The 15102-nt window shown below is 56.3% G+C and carries 20 protein-coding genes; 13 read left to right on the top strand and 7 right to left on the bottom strand.

Translation table 11 applies throughout. The annotated features are described in order from the left end of the window. Positions 1 to 38: 38 nt before the first annotated feature. Both H8F21_RS13860 and H8F21_RS13855 read right to left on the bottom strand, forming a co-directional pair. On the bottom strand, positions 39 to 491 hold the full coding sequence (locus H8F21_RS13860; protein ID WP_203584588.1) for a hypothetical protein: 453 nt from the start codon (positions 489 to 491) through the stop codon (positions 39 to 41). Positions 492 to 503: 12 nt separating this feature from the next. Then, entirely contained in the window at positions 504 to 734 is a 231-nt protein-coding gene (locus H8F21_RS13855; protein WP_203584587.1) for a hypothetical protein, read from the bottom strand. A gap of 325 nt (positions 735 to 1059) precedes the next feature. On the opposite strand from H8F21_RS13855, the gene H8F21_RS13850 reads away from it, so the two are divergent. The 3 genes from H8F21_RS13850 to H8F21_RS13840 all read left to right on the top strand — a co-directional run bounded on the left by H8F21_RS13850 (position 1060) and on the right by H8F21_RS13840 (position 3134). Then, complete coding sequence (locus tag H8F21_RS13850; protein WP_203584586.1) at positions 1060 to 2049, top strand: ParB/RepB/Spo0J family partition protein; 990 nt, start codon at positions 1060 to 1062, stop codon at positions 2047 to 2049. A gap of 131 nt (positions 2050 to 2180) precedes the next feature. Next, positions 2181 to 2558: a DUF6283 family protein gene (locus H8F21_RS29570; RefSeq protein ID WP_236043011.1), complete on the top strand. Its 378-nt coding sequence runs from the start codon at positions 2181 to 2183 to the stop codon at positions 2556 to 2558. Positions 2559 to 2672: 114 nt separating this feature from the next. Then, positions 2673 to 3134 carry a hypothetical protein gene (locus tag H8F21_RS13840; RefSeq protein WP_203584584.1) on the top strand — a complete coding sequence of 154 codons (462 nt, stop codon included), beginning with the start codon at positions 2673 to 2675 and terminating at the stop codon, positions 3132 to 3134. 809 nt (positions 3135 to 3943) lie between these two features. Here H8F21_RS13840 and H8F21_RS13835 read toward each other — a convergent pair. Beyond that, positions 3944 to 4456 (bottom strand): toprim domain-containing protein, encoded by a 513-nt coding sequence (locus H8F21_RS13835; RefSeq protein WP_203584583.1) that lies wholly within the window; start codon positions 4454 to 4456, stop codon positions 3944 to 3946. A 95-nt stretch (positions 4457 to 4551) separates the two neighbouring features. Next, positions 4552 to 4980, bottom strand: coding sequence for a hypothetical protein (locus tag H8F21_RS13830; protein ID WP_203584582.1), 429 nt, complete (start codon positions 4978 to 4980; stop codon positions 4552 to 4554). Positions 4981 to 5120: 140 nt separating this feature from the next. On the opposite strand from H8F21_RS13830, the gene H8F21_RS13825 reads away from it, so the two are divergent. Then, the gene (locus H8F21_RS13825; protein ID WP_203584581.1) at positions 5121 to 6434 is read left to right on the top strand and encodes a phospholipase D family protein; all 1314 of its coding nucleotides are present in this window, start codon (positions 5121 to 5123) and stop codon (positions 6432 to 6434) included. Positions 6435 to 6447: 13 nt separating this feature from the next. Here the strand turns inward: H8F21_RS13825 and H8F21_RS13820 are convergent, their stop codons facing one another. The 3 genes from H8F21_RS13820 to H8F21_RS13810 all read right to left on the bottom strand — a co-directional run bounded on the left by H8F21_RS13820 (position 6448) and on the right by H8F21_RS13810 (position 8351). Further along, the gene (locus H8F21_RS13820) at positions 6448 to 6708 is read right to left on the bottom strand and encodes a hypothetical protein (RefSeq protein WP_203584580.1); all 261 of its coding nucleotides are present in this window, start codon (positions 6706 to 6708) and stop codon (positions 6448 to 6450) included. Continuing rightward, positions 6698 to 7021, bottom strand: a complete 324-nt coding sequence (locus H8F21_RS13815; RefSeq protein WP_203584579.1) for a hypothetical protein — start codon at positions 7019 to 7021, stop codon at positions 6698 to 6700. The genes H8F21_RS13820 and H8F21_RS13815 overlap by 11 nt, the downstream gene beginning before the upstream one ends. A gap of 646 nt (positions 7022 to 7667) precedes the next feature. Continuing rightward, complete coding sequence (locus tag H8F21_RS13810) at positions 7668 to 8351, bottom strand: GNAT family N-acetyltransferase (RefSeq protein ID WP_203584578.1); 684 nt, start codon at positions 8349 to 8351, stop codon at positions 7668 to 7670. 196 nt (positions 8352 to 8547) lie between these two features. Between H8F21_RS13810 and H8F21_RS13805 the strand changes: the two genes are divergently transcribed. From H8F21_RS13805 to H8F21_RS13770, 9 genes are all read left to right on the top strand, one after another. Beyond that, positions 8548 to 8901: a hypothetical protein gene (locus H8F21_RS13805; RefSeq protein WP_203584577.1), complete on the top strand. Its 354-nt coding sequence runs from the start codon at positions 8548 to 8550 to the stop codon at positions 8899 to 8901. An 83-nt stretch (positions 8902 to 8984) separates the two neighbouring features. After that, positions 8985 to 9599, top strand: a complete 615-nt coding sequence (locus H8F21_RS13800) for a hypothetical protein (protein ID WP_203584576.1) — start codon at positions 8985 to 8987, stop codon at positions 9597 to 9599. A gap of 184 nt (positions 9600 to 9783) precedes the next feature. Next, positions 9784 to 10785, top strand: coding sequence for a hypothetical protein (locus H8F21_RS13795; RefSeq protein ID WP_203584575.1), 1002 nt, complete (start codon positions 9784 to 9786; stop codon positions 10783 to 10785). A gap of 189 nt (positions 10786 to 10974) precedes the next feature. Further along, complete coding sequence (locus tag H8F21_RS30180; protein WP_459565140.1) at positions 10975 to 11292, top strand: DUF5983 family protein; 318 nt, start codon at positions 10975 to 10977, stop codon at positions 11290 to 11292. A gap of 56 nt (positions 11293 to 11348) precedes the next feature. Beyond that, positions 11349 to 11675 (top strand): hypothetical protein, encoded by a 327-nt coding sequence (locus H8F21_RS13790; RefSeq protein ID WP_203584574.1) that lies wholly within the window; start codon positions 11349 to 11351, stop codon positions 11673 to 11675. Between the two features lie 679 nt (positions 11676 to 12354). Continuing rightward, the gene (locus tag H8F21_RS13785) at positions 12355 to 13146 is read left to right on the top strand and encodes a hypothetical protein (protein ID WP_203584573.1); all 792 of its coding nucleotides are present in this window, start codon (positions 12355 to 12357) and stop codon (positions 13144 to 13146) included. A 259-nt stretch (positions 13147 to 13405) separates the two neighbouring features. Continuing rightward, the gene (locus H8F21_RS13780; protein ID WP_203584572.1) at positions 13406 to 13660 is read left to right on the top strand and encodes a hypothetical protein; all 255 of its coding nucleotides are present in this window, start codon (positions 13406 to 13408) and stop codon (positions 13658 to 13660) included. A 50-nt stretch (positions 13661 to 13710) separates the two neighbouring features. Beyond that, a complete protein-coding gene (locus tag H8F21_RS13775) occupies positions 13711 to 14280 on the top strand; it encodes a hypothetical protein (RefSeq protein WP_203584571.1) in 570 nt (189 codons plus the stop codon). 191 nt (positions 14281 to 14471) lie between these two features. Next, positions 14472 to 15062: a glutathione S-transferase family protein gene (locus H8F21_RS13770; RefSeq protein WP_203584570.1), complete on the top strand. Its 591-nt coding sequence runs from the start codon at positions 14472 to 14474 to the stop codon at positions 15060 to 15062. Positions 15063 to 15102 lie beyond the last annotated feature (40 nt).

The following is a 15102-nucleotide window of genomic DNA, read 5'->3' as shown; positions in this document are numbered from 1 at the left end:
AAGGATGGCGCATGCCCAAATTTTACTTTAGCGATTTGCTACTCGGGCTTTACAGCATCTGACAACCGCCGAGGGTCACAAGCCTTGGCAAGTACTTGCGGCACCTCCATACCACGCGCCTGGTAGCCTGCGTTCAAGCCAGAACATGCTGAAGAACGCATTTCGTTGTCGATCGAACTATCACCGAAGTTCATAAGTGACAACAAAAGCATGTAGGTCCTTGTAGTTTCATCAAGTTGGAGCCGATCAACGGTGGCCTTAACCGCATCAAGTTCTGAGACGGTGAGGTCTAGGCTGCCCTCCCTTGCAAACGTGTCCATGAGAACTTGCCTGGCTTCTGGAAGGTACTTCGTGCGTTCAATGAGTTCGACGACATCTACAGAGGGAGCACGCTTGAACTGTGGCTGACCTGAAAAATACGATACCGCGCCGATTACAGCTACACCCGCAAACCAATAGGCCAGGATTGCTTTAAAACTCAATAGAGACATGCGAGATACCCTTTACTCTTGGGAGGAAGCACGTTTTGCTTTGCCCTCGGCCCGCTTCAACAGCCCCAACCGGACCGCAAAAACAGTACCAATGACCCCCAACACAAAACCTATACCCTTGTGCTCAAACAGAAGAGCCGTACTGCCAGCGAGCCAGAATGAACCGCCAATTAAGCCCAGATTTCCATCTCGATCTAGAACACTCATGGCGTATTTAATCTTGGCGGTGAGGGATTTAATCATAGGGTCTTCCTAATTGATGATCGGGCATGCAACCGCCTCGTATTACGCTAGGATAACGGTTCAACACCAGATCCCAACTCAACGCACACAGTTTCCCATATCTTCAAGGGGGCGCGACCAAAACCTGCGCCTTCGTTTCTGAGGTGTGGTGCCCCTACTTCCATCGCGGATGGCTGCCGGAGAGACAGAAAACCTCACCTTGCCAACCAACATCTTTCTATGGATTCCGTTGGCCGCGCCGCGGTGGAAAATAGTCAACGTCGGTGGTTCTGGCACACGTAATTCCCCCTGAGACTGTGCTCATCAACTTACTGGAGCACTACCCATGACCACCCCTTCTATTGCTTCAAACCTGATTACCCCTAAAGCAGTAACCGCCCTGCAGGCCTGCAACTCTCTGCGCAAATTTCATGACGTCACTCAGCACCTGGTCAAGGAACAGCAGCTGGGCCTGGACTTCGCACCAAAGCGCAACAATGCCTTCGCCTTGCCGGTAGCGCTGCTGGTCTGCGATATGGCCGACTCGATTCGCTCCGATCTGGATGCAGACGCAGTCCGCGGCTTTGCTGACGCCTACAAGGCAGGCGACCATGTTGACCCGATCTCTGTCATTCCTGAAAACGGCAAGCTGCGTGTTGGCGCGGGTTTCGCTCGGTATGCAGGTCTTATGCTTGCCATCTCCGAAGGGTGCACGATCAAGCAGACTTGGGTCATGGAAATGGACGGAAATCCGCTCGCAGCGTTGATCCGCCAGCTCAACTCAAACCGCCAAGTACCAATGAAGCCGTTGGAGCTGGCTAACGCCTACCGCATGATGATGGACGAACACGGCTGCTCTATCCCCCAGATAGCCACCCTGCTGCACGTCAAAGCTGATCATGTGCGCACGATGCTGGATCTCGACCGAGTAGCGCCTGAGGTCAAGGAAATGGTTCTGGCCGGCCAAGTAAGTGCCAAACGGGCAGTTGCTGAGGATCGTATGTGCAGGCGCGAAGGTTCCAACACCGTGGTTCACATGCAGGGTCAGCTGGCAAAGGCCAAAGCAAACGGCTTCAACAAAATCACTGACAAGTCGGTTGGCGCCCCTACCGCGCTGTTCAGCAGAAAGGACCTCGACGCTTCGGTACCGGCTCTGCTGAAACTGGCTGACGCTCTTGAGGAGCACCTGCCGTTCATGGAGGCTATCCCAGACGAGGTCACTCTCCAGTTGACCCTGACTGGCAACCTGCAGGCCCTCATCTCTGCGCTGGCCAATCTGCGCAACGCACACCGCACCGCCAACGGTGAAGGACTGCCAGCAGCCGCAAGTAACTGACATTTCCTACCAGCTGCCCGGAAACCGGGCAGCCCTGCCTGACCGCGCAATCGTTCCCGGGCCTGGGGATCAACCGTCCCGGTTTCTGCCATAATTGCGCGCGATGGATTACCCGCATTAGGTCTACCCACATGTCCAGCGCTTGCGAACTAAACCCCCTGAACAAACCTTGCCGGTCCTGCCCATGGCGTGTCGACCAAGATGCAAGGGATATCCCTAACTTTGAATTGGAGCGCGCAGAGCGGCTCATTCACTGCTGCCCAGACAAAGCGGGTATGGGGCCAAGCTACCTCGACCCTATGTTTGCCTGCCACCAAAGCCGCGAAGGCGAGGAGTTTGCGTGTGCTGGTTGGCTGGCTACCGTCGGGCATGCTCACCCCCGCATCCGCCACCTGGTTAGCAAGGGGCAGATCCCAGAGCACGCCCTGAAGCCAGGCGTCGACTGGCCTGAACTGCACTCTGCCTACCATGAGGTGCTGGACAAGCTTCGCGAGACATCGATCGAATAATACGTGGGCCGTGTGCCCGGCCCCGGAAGTAGAAATTGGCTAAGCTTGAGCGCTTCTGGCACACCCACCGACACCGTACGATGGCTCCATCAACTCCCCACCTCTGGAGCCATCATGGACATGAACAAAACGCTGACCACGTCTGGCATCTTTCGACCAGGCCAGCCACCGCAACTCTTCCCTGAGTTCGACGCTCACCTCCATCGCATGCAGGCCTTGGCCTTTCGCGTAGGCGAACTTCTCATCGGCCAGCCGGCAGGCACCGTGGCGCTCATCAACAAATCGATGCAGATCGGGATTGTCCCGTTCAGTGGGAAGATCGAGACGGTGATGCTCGAGCATTACACCCCCGATCAGCCCGACGAGGATGTTCAGTGGTTCTGTTTTACCAAACAGCCCTACCAGGATTGCGACTGGGGTGGAGAGGAACAAATCGACGAAATCAGTGCACAGCTTGAAGCGTGGCTTGCTGCCCCGGTTCTAGGTCAGCTGCTACCAGCAGACCGGCTTCCGACCCTGGCCCAGGGTCTTGAGAAGTGGATCGGTGAATACGAGCGATCCCTACTGCCGACCTGAGAGAAGTAGTGCCATGCCCGGCAGTCCAGCCTGGACGCCGGGGGCACGCACGTTTAGGCCACGGCCGGACGGGCCAGTCGCTGACACCGCAGCGCCAGTTTGTGCTGGTAGTCTGCTCCCGTACAGGTAGCCTCAAGACGAATCACATCGCTTAGTGTGACGTGAGACGCCCCATCCGCATGGATTTGCACCAATAAATCCTCACATAGCGCCACAACATATTGCGGCACCTTATGCTCAGCGCTCTGCTGATTCGCTGCCCTGCTTTCTAACCGGGCGGCCACCCCTTAACCACCAGGTTCCAATAGGGGTCTAACTCATTTTGATTCTGGGCCATTGCTTCACTCGATCTGAAAGTTGGCTATAGGTCGGGATGGCACTTAGGCCAATATGAATCAAACACCATAAAGGGTGCTGCTGGGCCGGCCGAGCCAATAACCCAGCAACCTGCACTTTGCTCCCCTACGACTCTCGGACACAGACAGCTGATGCGTAAACTGGACTATTTTCGCGAACAGCCTTTTCAAGCCAGGCTGAAGCCGCAGCTTCGCATCGTTCCTTCTTGAACCCTTTTATATGGGTGATCGCCGAGCCGCCAGGTGCTGAACCAGAGAGTGTCAGAATCAAAATCCAATACATTTTTTTAATCCTCTTTTCCCGACGCTAAGATCGCGCCGCATCTAATTGCTAAGCCCCAACGCCTAGGGCATGTGTGGGGCGAGATAATCGGAATCGCGAACAACGCTCAAGATCACGCGAGCAATCCATAAGCCGGATTATTTCCTAGAACACTGACGTAGCAGGTGCTTTTAGCTGGCCTCAGAGGTCTCATGCACCCGCTTCAGCACAGCAATTCCAAGCATCGTGAATGTGAGCTCGAAATCATCGATGCCTTTTTGCAGGGTATCAGGCATTTCGGCGACCAGGCCTTTATCCCGACAGGCTTTAGCCGCGCGTAGCTCTTCCCGGCTGCAGCTGATATGGCTGGTCAGATTGAGGTCATGATCAAAGGCGCTCAGGAACGCACGTTGGGGTGCAGTGAGTTTTTTGGCGACGCTAACAGCCTGGCGGTCTACCAGCCACTGTTCAACTCGCTCTGCTGGAATCTCCACCTTCGCCCATGATGCGAATGAAACCCGCGTAGAGTTATTCTCGGAACCGGCCTCTAGCCCGCCAGCGGACACGTAGGACTTATAGCGCAGACAGTCTTCGTCGGCGACACCTTGGTACAGTTTGTACTGCGGGCCTTCCGCAAGAACTTCCCGGAGACCGCCTTTACCATCGGTGTAGAAGCGGCCTACAGCGATATCAGCTTTTTTCATGGTCTGCCCCTCCTGGGCCTATGCGTTATGTGGAGCCAGCATAACGGCTGTCTGGGCGTGCCAACACCCCCGGACCGAGCAACATCCGCTCAAAGTTACCCTTGCTCAGACTCGATCTCATGCCGCAACTCGGCGGCGTGCTCGTCGACAGTCGCCTGGTCCCCAGGAATGTAACGAGCAGGCAGATCATCGGTTGGAGCCACGATCACCGGCGGTAACCCGAACTGGTCCGCGGTGATGTCTACAATGAACGCTTGATCACCCTCCCTGGCCTCCACCCAGTAGTGGCCATGTCCAACCCAGTCAATGAACAACCCTCCGTCAGCCTCTCCATCGCCGCCACGGACGATTGCTTGGAGATTGGTGAACCGATTGATCACCACACTACAAAGCACCGCGGCGTACAAGCAGGTACCCAGCGTGCGCTGGTGCCACTGCGATTGAGCAAGCACCCGTTCAAAGATTGCGCGGGTACTGGCGGCCAGGCTGGCAAGTTCAGCGGGCGCAAGGTGGTGTACTTCCATCTCATCATTTCCAAGCTGAGGGTACGGTGCGTGATTGTATGGCTTGTGCGCCGCCCCCACCACCAGCCGCGCCGCCGGTATACTGGCTGTTCGCCAACTTATCGCGCGCTCCGCGCCCCCAGAAGTCCAGGGACGGTTGAATGATCCGCATCAGAACCAAGATGGGTCCACGATGGCAAAAGCAGATTCGAGAGGCATCAACGCCCCTGACTGTGCTATCACCCTACATCACGACGAACAGCACCCTTGAACTTTTGGCGAAGAAACAGGCCACGTTCTACACACGATTCGAGGTCCGAGACTTTGTATGCCTTGCGTCTACCCTCGCCGCTTTCAAGCTCTTGTTGGACGCCAAATGCAAGATCTACGAGGTAAAGGATCTCCACGCTAAGGTAATCATGGACGAAGCCGATTTCGTCACACTCGGGAGCCAGAACCTCACCTTCAGGGGCTCCGCCGAAAACAAGGAACTCAGCGTTTGCTTCGATGACAGCCAGGTCAATACCTGTGAGCGGGTTCGAAGCGTGGTCAACGATTGGATTGATGACCCTGACCTTGAACTGATCGACTGGCCCAGGTTCTTGAGAATGGAGAAGGATGTCGAAGCCGCCCAGAAGGCCTATGAGGATTTCAACGAGGCTTTATCCAAGATCCAGGGGGCGGCTGACGTCTACCAGGCCGGCCGGGTCCAGGCCGCAAGGGAACACCAAGAGCGGGAAAGAGCATTACGGAAGGCTAAGAATTTGGCAGCGATCGGAGCTGCGGTCCGCTCAGGCGTTCCATCTGGCACAAAGTACACCGGGACCGTCAAACCTTCGGAGGGGTCGGCTCGGCTTAAGTTCGACGCCAAGGCCGATCTACTTCAATGGACGAGGAAGAACGGCAGCGACCTACCCAGGATGCAGAAGTCCAGCCGCTGCCTCTGCGTGCTCGACCAGCAGAAGGTGGGTTGGGCGCGGCTTGCGAGTCAGCAGATCACTAAGTTCGCGCAACGAATGACGATTGGGGGGATATTACCTAAACCGTTCGACCGCGTGGACGTGACACTTTCCGCCACCCCCAAGGATCTTGCCCGGGCCCCCTCGGACACGACCCTAGTCGCAATCCTGAAAAATGGAAACGGAACAGAGCTGTGCCTGGTCTCGATTCTCTACTCGATCGATGAAATCAGCGTTCTTGGAACGTATGGACCCAAGCGCAAGCCAACGGGCAAAAAGCTCAAGTCGATCGACCAACTCAGGGTCGATCTCAAAAGCTGGATTGATAGCAACGTTGCTGCATTTGAAAGCCTACTGAGCCGCAACATCACCAGCACAACCCCCCTACAGAGGCGGCTTGAGGGGATTAACGCTGATGAATTCTTTGAAGGCATGGATACGGTGGTCGATGTGACTATGGTCTTCAAGGGGCGAAACGGAACAAAGCCCATTCTTGTCGCGACCACCAGAACCTGAGTGCGTTAAACCCTCACAGGGCTGTTCGGCGGGGGATCTTTTGCACCTGGTGAAAGGTGCGTCCGATCGCCCGCTCTGAGACGTTCCGACGAAACTCAGAGTGAGCATCAGCCCTACGCTCGGGTGGAGCGTCGACCCGGGTCATCCAGAACCCCAGATTCGATTCCCAGGAATCGCAGAAATACTCGTGGTCATCCCAGCCTTTGAAAGTGAAACCGATGGTCTCGTGATCCGGGTCGGTTTGAGTAGTCTTGATAATGGTTTCACGCCGCATGCGAAGCGCCTCCTGCTGCAGGTTGGCCGGGGCGGAAAACGCACTTGTCCCCGTCGAAGTGGGCGATGCAGGTACCCTCGGCATCGAAGTACTTGACCCGCCACGTAGGATGGCAGTTGTGGACGTGGCTGCCCAGCTTTAGCTGGTTCGTGAAACGAACGTTCAGGTTGCAGCTGTCATTCATACCGACAATGGTACCCATATCACCGTCGACCTCGACCTGCATTTTTAACTGAACAAACTCCAGCCCGCGGTGTTTAATCATGTCGGCCACGAACTTTTGAGCCTTGGTCATCTTGCGTGTAGCTGCCATACGATCCCTCAGAGGTATTCGCTCGCCCAGGGCAGGCGGCGTTTCAATGAGTAGATTTTTCTGCACAACAGCGCGTGCCAACAGCCCCTACCGGAAAAATCCATCTGCTGCCGATTAGTATTTGGTTCCCAACGGTCGGCTTCGTACAGTTCAGTCCTGGAATGCGATCTCACACTGCTCGGGCTGGCAACGGCCACAGACACGCCGGTGATTGTGGCACTGCCATATTTGACGCAAGGTATACCTGCACCAAACAAGACACGCCGGCATGATGACCGCAGTAGAATCATTCAAACACCTACCATCGGGGTCCCGAACCGTGAAACACAAGCAAGTAGCGTCACCCGTGCCAAACCTCGACGGCCTCAGCGAGGTGCAGAAAGAGCACGTTATGCGTGTTTTCCCTGAATCCCGAGCCCCGATGGCTGACTACCTCCGTGAAGGGGTTCAAGTGACGATCGGTCGGCAGAACGAGGCATCAGGCGATGTTCCGCCATACGCAATCTCGGTCCTCAAAGATCGCGAATTCTGGATCGACTGTTGTGGCACGCCCGAGGAAGCCAGGCAACGGGTGTCCGCGCTGGGATTAGTGCTGGTTGAGTGACTTTACTCAAGGCGGCCCTGCCCGGCCGCCCCGCAAACTTGTTCAGAGTCCAAGGCGCTCTTTCACAAACGCTGCAGCCTGGCGCTCCAGCTGACTGATGTGCCGCTGAAGTTGCTTTTCAGCATTGACCATTTCTTTACGCCCCCAGCGTTGTAGCTGCTGGTTCTGAATATTGCGTACTTCTGCCGACTGATAGATCTGAGCTGCGTCGACAACGCCCATCATCCCCTCCGAACTGAATTCGCGGGTATTCATAACTACCTGGGTGTTGCGTGCTCGCAGGACTTGGAAACCCAAACGCTCATAGAAGCCGACTTTGCTCACAGGGCACGTCAGCTCAGCATGGGGATAGCGGGATAGCGCCTGTTCAATCATCGCCTTACCAATCCCGCGACCACGATGGGATTTCCGGACCGCCATATAGGTGATTCCACACGCTTCCGGGTGTGTAGGCATAGGCAGATACATCAGAAATCCCACTACCTCGAACGGTTCCTCATCATCAAACGCCACCAGCAACTCCACTGGGGGGTTCTCAGGCTGCCCTATCCACTGGAGATAGACATATACCTCACAAGGGAGTGCCCATTCATAAACCTCGAAAAGAAGGTTGCTGGCAGGGACCGCAAGCATGCTCAGGTCGGTTAGATAGGTCGCAACCATTTGGCACACCTGATTCGAGACGGTGGCCGGCGGGGATGTCTCATTGAAAAGCGTGATGGGCATTTGAATACTCGTTGCGTTGCGCGGAGAACCGAAGCTTTTTGCTCGGCGACAGACACCAGTATATCGAGGACTTACTCTCCGCCCACTCAAAGCACTATTTGGCATTTAGGTGGTTCTGGCACACGAAGTCGAGTCCTAAGATGGACCCTATCGCGGACATAATCGCCGAATCACCCATCAGTAAGGAACCTCAGCTATGTCAGATACCTTCGGTCAAATGTTCACCCGCACCCCTTCTGGTAGTCATGTGGTGTGTGAGTATGATCCAGACGTTCTGTGGTTTGAGTACAAGGACATGGCGATCACCAACCCCTTCGTGGACGAGAGCACCGTGGTCGAGGTTGAGCCAAGCTACTACGGCTTCTATGAAGCACGGATTGGTGTCATTCACGCACTGCGCCTCGACCAACCGGATGGCCGCTACATGCTCATCACCGATGAAACCGGTACTGCCCTCCCCGATATGGACCAAGTTGAAACCGCAACCCTCAGGCTCTACGAAGCTGATGGCAAGCTGCTCGCCTATTGCTTCATCGGCGACATTCCGTAATTACTCCCTATCACTGCCCCTTACCATTGGTGCTGAGGGGCTACCTTCCTCACAGCCGCATCACGCAAGATCAAGGAAGCTCAATGCAGCACTACGACGAAATCATCAGCCAGGCTCAGAGCGCCAGAGCTGCCGGGTCTCCGAAGGAAAACCCGTACCCGGCCGGCAGCACCGCCCATGCGTTCTTTGAGCATGGCTGGAACCAGCCACGTCTCCCACAAGAAGCCGGCGTTGTTGCAGGCGAGGTCCAGCGCCTGCGATCAGAATTGGAGTATGCCCGAACGTTTGAGGCGTCCGCTGCCTACCATGCGGGGCTCTACGAGGGGACTGTCGAATCCCGGGCATTGCTTACCAGCTTCATCGAATTGCTGTCTGACGCCCGACATCGTGTAGCAAACCTCTCCCCAGGACCCGTTCCATTTGAGCACCCGCTTGACGGGCCAGTGCTGCGTAGGCTGGATCTTGCCACCGAGCAGTTGCTAACCACTACCGGGTTATTCCCCTCGGATGGTGCGCAAGCCCTCGTTCGCCACCCTCCTGAACAGATCAAGGTGTGGGCAGACATGTACACGAACATGGGTGGCCACGCCCTGATGGTCGAAATGCTGCTGGCTTACCATTCCATCGCAACGAATGGTGGCAGTTCGGGAGAAGCCGGCTCTGGCAAATCGGCTGAACAGGCCCAGATGGAAGCCTAAGTAAATGGGCTGTTCATAACCGGCCTCCAGGAATGAACCGGGAGCTGCGACTGAGAGCTGACATCCTTGCCCGAGTCATTATACTCGGTGATGGCATTTTGCCGCGGCGCAGGGGCCGGCCCAACCTGAGCTTTCCGCAGCATGAATTAACGCGTGGCTACTCCACCCATTTGAAGGACAACAAGTGACCATTTTCCTAATGCTGTTAGCGGTGTTCTGCGCCTACATGGCGTTCAAGCGCCTATCGCCACTGGGGTTTGCCGGTGCAGCAGTGGTGTTCATCTTCGGTCTTGCTTACGAAGCAGGCGGCAGCCTGCTCGGCACATTTCTCTTTCTCGTGCACGAGAAACTCCCCCCAACCGCCATCATCGCAGCAGTTGCGTACGGGTTGTCCTACGGGGTTTTAGTCCTGCTGGGCAAGAAGAAGTTTGGCCGCACCAGTGCGCCGTCTGATGCAACTTCGAAAATGCTCAAGGGCATGAATGTCGTGGTAGGCCGCGTCCTGGATACCCGATCCCGTAGCACCGTTTACACTGATGTGAGTATCGGTCGGAACGCCTTCGGCAACCTTGAAGCCAATACCTACCATGACGTTCAGGTATCCCACAGCACCTGGCTTCACGACTTGAATACAGGCCGTGACGTTCACTATGCAGGCAATGGGGAACTGCGTGCACGCCCCGGGCACATTCTGGGTACTGTCAGCTGGCGCGGCCGCTCTCTGATCGACCACAACTTCTCTACCGGGATGACATATTCGGTTCCCCCCGATACAACCAGCGTGTTCTCCTCAGCTATTTGGGCTGGCATTCTGGTTGTATTCGGCTGGGCGATCTTCCCGATTGCCGCCCTAATGTCCCCGCTGGTTTGGGCGGGCTGGCTCAACTGGAACGGTCACGGAGGTTTCTTCGTGCGAAACGTTGCCCCAGGTACGCATCGAATCGAAGCCGTCATGACTTACATTGGCGGTTTGGCTTATCTGATTGCGGTTCCGATTGTGCTCAAGTCAGGTGACTTTGTGGGGCCAGCCACATTCTGGCTCTACGCAGCTTTGCTTGCCCTGCACCAGTTCGTGGTTCGCGCAAGCCACAAGCGCCAGACTGCACTGATGAAGGTTGCAGCCTCAGAAATTCATCGCCTGTACAAGGAAGCAGAGGAGAAGCACCAGGCCCGCGCCGCCGCTTAAAAGGCATCTAAATTCTATTGTCCGTCAAAGAGGGAAGCCCTACAGGGCCTCCCTTTTTTTGTACTCGCCACCACACCTTTGTTCCCTGCCCTGGGCTACGAAGAAAAATGCGGCTCAACCGCTTAGGGGGTTCTGACACGCGGGGTATAGCTTGAATATGGCTCATCAATCAAGCAATGAGGCATCACCTTGGAAATCATCTCCCTACCTATCATCTGCACCAGTCACTTGTCGCAGGAGGTCGCAGCCAGGCTAACGGATGAAGGCGACAAAAACCCCTGGCTTCCTTGCGCTACATGGCAGCACGGGTTCTTCATTTGCCTGAAGATCATCGGTAATAAGGTCGAGCTGGGTGAGGATGTCCCACAGTGCCTCAGAGACATCGCCAGCTGGATCAGTAACAAGGGCCTGCCTTGCTCTGATGGTGTCGCCCAGTGGAATAGCACATGGGTCCAGCTGGATCAGGGCGCTGGCGCAGTCGACGGTCTCCCTACCTACGACTGGTAACCCACAACCTAGAGGGCGCTTCGCCCTCCCTTTCTTCAATCCTTACAGGCACCCTTATGAATCCTGATATCAGCACCGCGGTATCTTCAGCCAGCGTAACCCCCATCACCGGCATTAAATTGTCGGTGCCCGGTCTCTTCGCCGACCCTGCCTTTCAGCGCTGGCTCAATAACTCCCAGGCTATGACCTGGCACCATCGTCAAGGGCCGATCGAAGAGGGTGACATTGCTGACGTGGCCATTTGGGTCGACCCTTCAATGACCGGCGAAGGCTCGGACAGCGATATGCCGGGATGGGAACTGATAGTCGAGAAGCTACGCACCGCACTTGGGAGCGGGCCGTTCCACGGGAATCACTTCGTTGTCGTGCTGACCAACGCTTAGGCCCAATACAGGAGTGAGATCGCAGTCTGCCCAAGTACACAAGGCTGCCATGGCCTGGCGGCTTCTGGCACGGGCAGACTTCTCCCATCCTGTCTCCATCACTCGACAGAATGGAGACATCACATGATCAACCCTAGTACCCCCCCGCTCGACTGACCTCAATACCTGGCAACCCAGCTTTTCCCCGTGGAGACAGGGCGGCTGGTACGTCAGTAACGTCCGCCACCCATCAGGCAGCGTCGGCTGTGTGAGCAACAACTATCCGGACGGAAAGTGGCGCATTGTTTGCGACCCCCGCCGCGGGGACCAATTGAATGCACCTGGTGACTACACGTACGGATCGCGTGAGGACGCTGCTCGAGCGGAACGTGATTTGGTCGAGCAGCTCAAGGGCCAATCACCGCACTGACCCTGAACGCTACCCCAGACCGCATTCTGGGCTGCTTGCACCGCTTATCAACCAAGCCGCCACAGCACCAGTGACACCGGTACAAGAAACTCGCGTGGCTTTCAATCCTTGAGGCCGCGCCGAGTACGCCAATCATCCTGGAACCCGCATTGAGGGTCTGAGCCTTACCCGCCTTCGCGCATACCTAAGCAATTAATCGGGCTGTGCGCTTCTGGCACATCCGAAACGACCGGAAGCTGGCCGCATCTCATATCAGCCAGGACACCAGTTATGACTTACCAGCAACCAAAATTCGACGTCGCCGCCCTCGTGCAACTGTTGGGTGATATCCGCGCACCGCATATCGCAGCAGAAATTCTGGGCCAGGCCTTCAAACCGCAAAGGAATGCCCTATACCTCGATTACGCGCTTGAACTACTTCGCCAGCTGCTGCCCGTTGCGGCGTTGGAGAAGGCGTACACCGGAGCCACATTCAACCACCTGCATAACCTGCCAGACCATATGGTTTGCAACCGGGCAGTGCGGATGATGCTTAAAATGCTCGACGATGCCTTCTACGAGCGTTTCAAGTCCGAGCATCCGAAGATCCCTAAACAGCTGACCGTTCGTGAATGGGGTACGTTCATGTTGCAGCTTGCCTCCCATGGCTGGCACAACGGTGTGCCTGTGTTTCCGAGTGCCGGGACTGGCATAGATGCTGGCACCCCGCTGGATTTCATCACTGAGGAACAGTGCGCAATGGCCCGCGCCGCCCGAGTTGGTATCAGTCTGGTTGATCTCGACCCGTTTGAGTTCGCCAGCGAAATCAAAGGCGATTACCCAAACACGTCCTTAGCCGCGCTGGTGTTGGTCGTGACCAAAGCACAGAGCAAGCAACGAGTAGCTCACGTGGTCGACTCCGCCCGAGGACAAAGCACTACCTACGTCTACCACGCTACAGTGGAGCATGCCGAGCAGGGGGTAGACGCCACCGCCCTCAAACTGGGGCTGACGTTGACTCATGGTGAGCGTGAAAATGCGATCCAAGGCCTATACCTCGCGCCGCCGGCCGCCAACGCTTAAACACCCACGTCACATCCAGCCCGGCTATATGCCGGGCTATCTCTACACAAGCTTCGGACCGTTAATCCCAGCCTAGGCGAACAGCTCCAAGGCTGTTCCCGGCGAGGATGTGCAGGGTTGGTCCTAGCATCGCTCGCCCGACTGCCCGTGATGCGTAGAACACCTTAGCCAGACGATTCCCATTTTTGTCGCCGGTGCTTCTGGCACACCCGCACCCGACCGACGATAGCTCCATCGAACTTCATTGGAGCATCATCATATGACCAAAATCACCGATCTCACCCGGTACGCTGACAGCCCTCAGGCGCGTGCAAGCGATGCTCGACTGGAGGCCCCCAAAACTCTCCCTGCGCTGACGGAAGAGGAAGACGATGCTGGTTGGGCAGAGTTCACTCGTGTCACCCGCGAAACGCGTGAGCGTGACGAGCAGCGCTCCAGGGAAACGGTAAGAAACGCCCTTAACAAGCTGGAGGCCTGCATTGGTACCCAGCATTTGGATACGAATGAGGGGTAGGTATCTCCACACCCCAGCCACCTGACCATACCTTCCAGCGAGAACGCAACATGACCGACCATATCCAAGTAATTAGCCATGAACCCCTCTGTCCCGTACGAGTTGACGTCGTTGGCGAAGTGGTCATGGTGTCGAAATGGAGAGTAATCGTGGTGCCGGAGGGGCTGACCTGGGAGGAGAGCCACCGCTCTCTTCTGTCGCGCATACTCACCTGCGAGATGACGCCCCGGGCCGTTCAAGTTGCAGCATCAACAATCCGCTGGACCGGGACCAACTGCGGCAGAGCGTTTCTGCACGAGGCCAAGGAGCTGATGGCGTCCGCAGGCGAAAATGCCTACCTCTTCGCCTGGGCCAAAGCTAACAAGCGAGAATCTGGTAAACGCCTGATCGAACACATCGTTGCAAGGCCAAGCGACTTCAGCCGGATGTCCGGTTTCCCAGCACTGGGTTTGAAGTCGACCCCTCAGGTTTCCTCAGCTGACCATGAAGTCATCGACTGCTTGATGGCATGGTTTGGATGCGAGGCGGGGCAGCTGTTCCTGGAGGATTGTGAGCGAGAGGTCCGGGCGCGTCTAAAATCTAAACTCAAAATCCGCGGCGTGACTCCGAACCCGGCCTAAGGCCTGGGATTCTATGGGTTGAAACCGATCCCCTCCGACTTCAAAAATTCCGCTGAGCCGCTGGGCGCGCGGGGCATTCATTCCCCATGTTCGGAAATGCGAAAGTCCGTAAATGCGGCATCTTTTGCTTTGCGGTACACGCCTAGGCGTGTACCATTATCGCATCAGCCAAGCACTACGGAGTCGTCACAATGTCCATCTCTACCAACACCAAACTGTTCACCTCCCCAAACTGCGTTAAGTCGCACATTGTTCGTTTTGCTGCCGAGGTCAAAGGGCTGGAGTACATCGAGCTGGACATGGTTGAACACGCCCAGCTTGCGCTGTCCCAAGACGTTACCGAGTCGCCCAGCCTGAGCGATCGCAACGTCACTACCGGAGAACTCGACATTATCATCGAGTACATCGATGAGCAGCACCCGCAACCCCCCCTGCTGCCAGCAAACACAGCCAGCCGTGCTGTGTACCGCAAGCAGGTTCGGTCCTTTCACAAGCAGCTGTTTCCATTGCTGAGCGCTGCGAAAGCTGGTGACATGGACGCACAAGCCAATTTGCGTGATTACCTTCAGCAGATGGATAGCATGGTTCAAGGCTATGCCTACTTCGCCAGCAGCAAAATCAGCATCATGGACGTCACCATCGGGCCTTGGCTGTGGGCTGCTAAAGAAGCTGGTCTTTGCCTGAAACCTTTTCGGGCTCTTTCATCCTATGCAGACCGCTTGTTCGTCCTCCCGGCCTTCCAAGCCAGTCTCGGAAAGCAAGTCGAAGACGTAGCAGCCTAACCCGATTCACCAACGGGCCAGCGCAGGTTGGCCCAACGGA

Origin of the sequence: Pseudomonas arcuscaelestis (assembly GCF_016881005.1) — a bacterium.
In the GTDB taxonomy this organism is placed as follows: Bacteria; Pseudomonadota; Gammaproteobacteria; order Pseudomonadales; family Pseudomonadaceae; genus Aquipseudomonas; species Aquipseudomonas arcuscaelestis.
Note: the sequence above shows the minus strand (reverse complement) of the source record. Positions and strands in the feature narration are given on the sequence as shown.

Excerpts from the sequence above, each read along its gene's own strand:
- H8F21_RS13855 (WP_203584587.1), bottom strand. The coding sequence starts at position 734 with ATGATTAAATCCCTCACCGCCAAGATTAAATACGCCATGAGTGTTCTA.
- H8F21_RS13860 (WP_203584588.1), bottom strand. The coding sequence starts at position 491 with ATGTCTCTATTGAGTTTTAAAGCAATCCTGGCCTATTGGTTTGCGGGT.
- H8F21_RS13790 (WP_203584574.1), top strand. The coding sequence starts at position 11,349 with ATGAATCCTGATATCAGCACCGCGGTATCTTCAGCCAGCGTAACCCCC.
- H8F21_RS13840 (WP_203584584.1), top strand. The coding sequence starts at position 2,673 with ATGGACATGAACAAAACGCTGACCACGTCTGGCATCTTTCGACCAGGC.
- H8F21_RS13810 (WP_203584578.1), bottom strand. The coding sequence starts at position 8,351 with ATGCCCATCACGCTTTTCAATGAGACATCCCCGCCGGCCACCGTCTCG.
- H8F21_RS13850 (WP_203584586.1), top strand. The coding sequence starts at position 1,060 with ATGACCACCCCTTCTATTGCTTCAAACCTGATTACCCCTAAAGCAGTA.
- H8F21_RS29570 (WP_236043011.1), top strand. The coding sequence starts at position 2,181 with ATGTCCAGCGCTTGCGAACTAAACCCCCTGAACAAACCTTGCCGGTCC.
- H8F21_RS13825 (WP_203584581.1), top strand. The coding sequence starts at position 5,121 with ATGATCCGCATCAGAACCAAGATGGGTCCACGATGGCAAAAGCAGATT.
- H8F21_RS13820 (WP_203584580.1), bottom strand. The coding sequence starts at position 6,708 with ATGCGGCGTGAAACCATTATCAAGACTACTCAAACCGACCCGGATCAC.
- H8F21_RS13835 (WP_203584583.1), bottom strand. The coding sequence starts at position 4,456 with ATGAAAAAAGCTGATATCGCTGTAGGCCGCTTCTACACCGATGGTAAA.
- H8F21_RS13830 (WP_203584582.1), bottom strand. The coding sequence starts at position 4,980 with ATGGAAGTACACCACCTTGCGCCCGCTGAACTTGCCAGCCTGGCCGCC.
- H8F21_RS13785 (WP_203584573.1), top strand. The coding sequence starts at position 12,355 with ATGACTTACCAGCAACCAAAATTCGACGTCGCCGCCCTCGTGCAACTG.
- H8F21_RS13805 (WP_203584577.1), top strand. The coding sequence starts at position 8,548 with ATGTCAGATACCTTCGGTCAAATGTTCACCCGCACCCCTTCTGGTAGT.
- H8F21_RS13815 (WP_203584579.1), bottom strand. The coding sequence starts at position 7,021 with ATGGCAGCTACACGCAAGATGACCAAGGCTCAAAAGTTCGTGGCCGAC.
- H8F21_RS13800 (WP_203584576.1), top strand. The coding sequence starts at position 8,985 with ATGCAGCACTACGACGAAATCATCAGCCAGGCTCAGAGCGCCAGAGCT.
- H8F21_RS13780 (WP_203584572.1), top strand. The coding sequence starts at position 13,406 with ATGACCAAAATCACCGATCTCACCCGGTACGCTGACAGCCCTCAGGCG.
- H8F21_RS13770 (WP_203584570.1), top strand. The coding sequence starts at position 14,472 with ATGTCCATCTCTACCAACACCAAACTGTTCACCTCCCCAAACTGCGTT.
- H8F21_RS13775 (WP_203584571.1), top strand. The coding sequence starts at position 13,711 with ATGACCGACCATATCCAAGTAATTAGCCATGAACCCCTCTGTCCCGTA.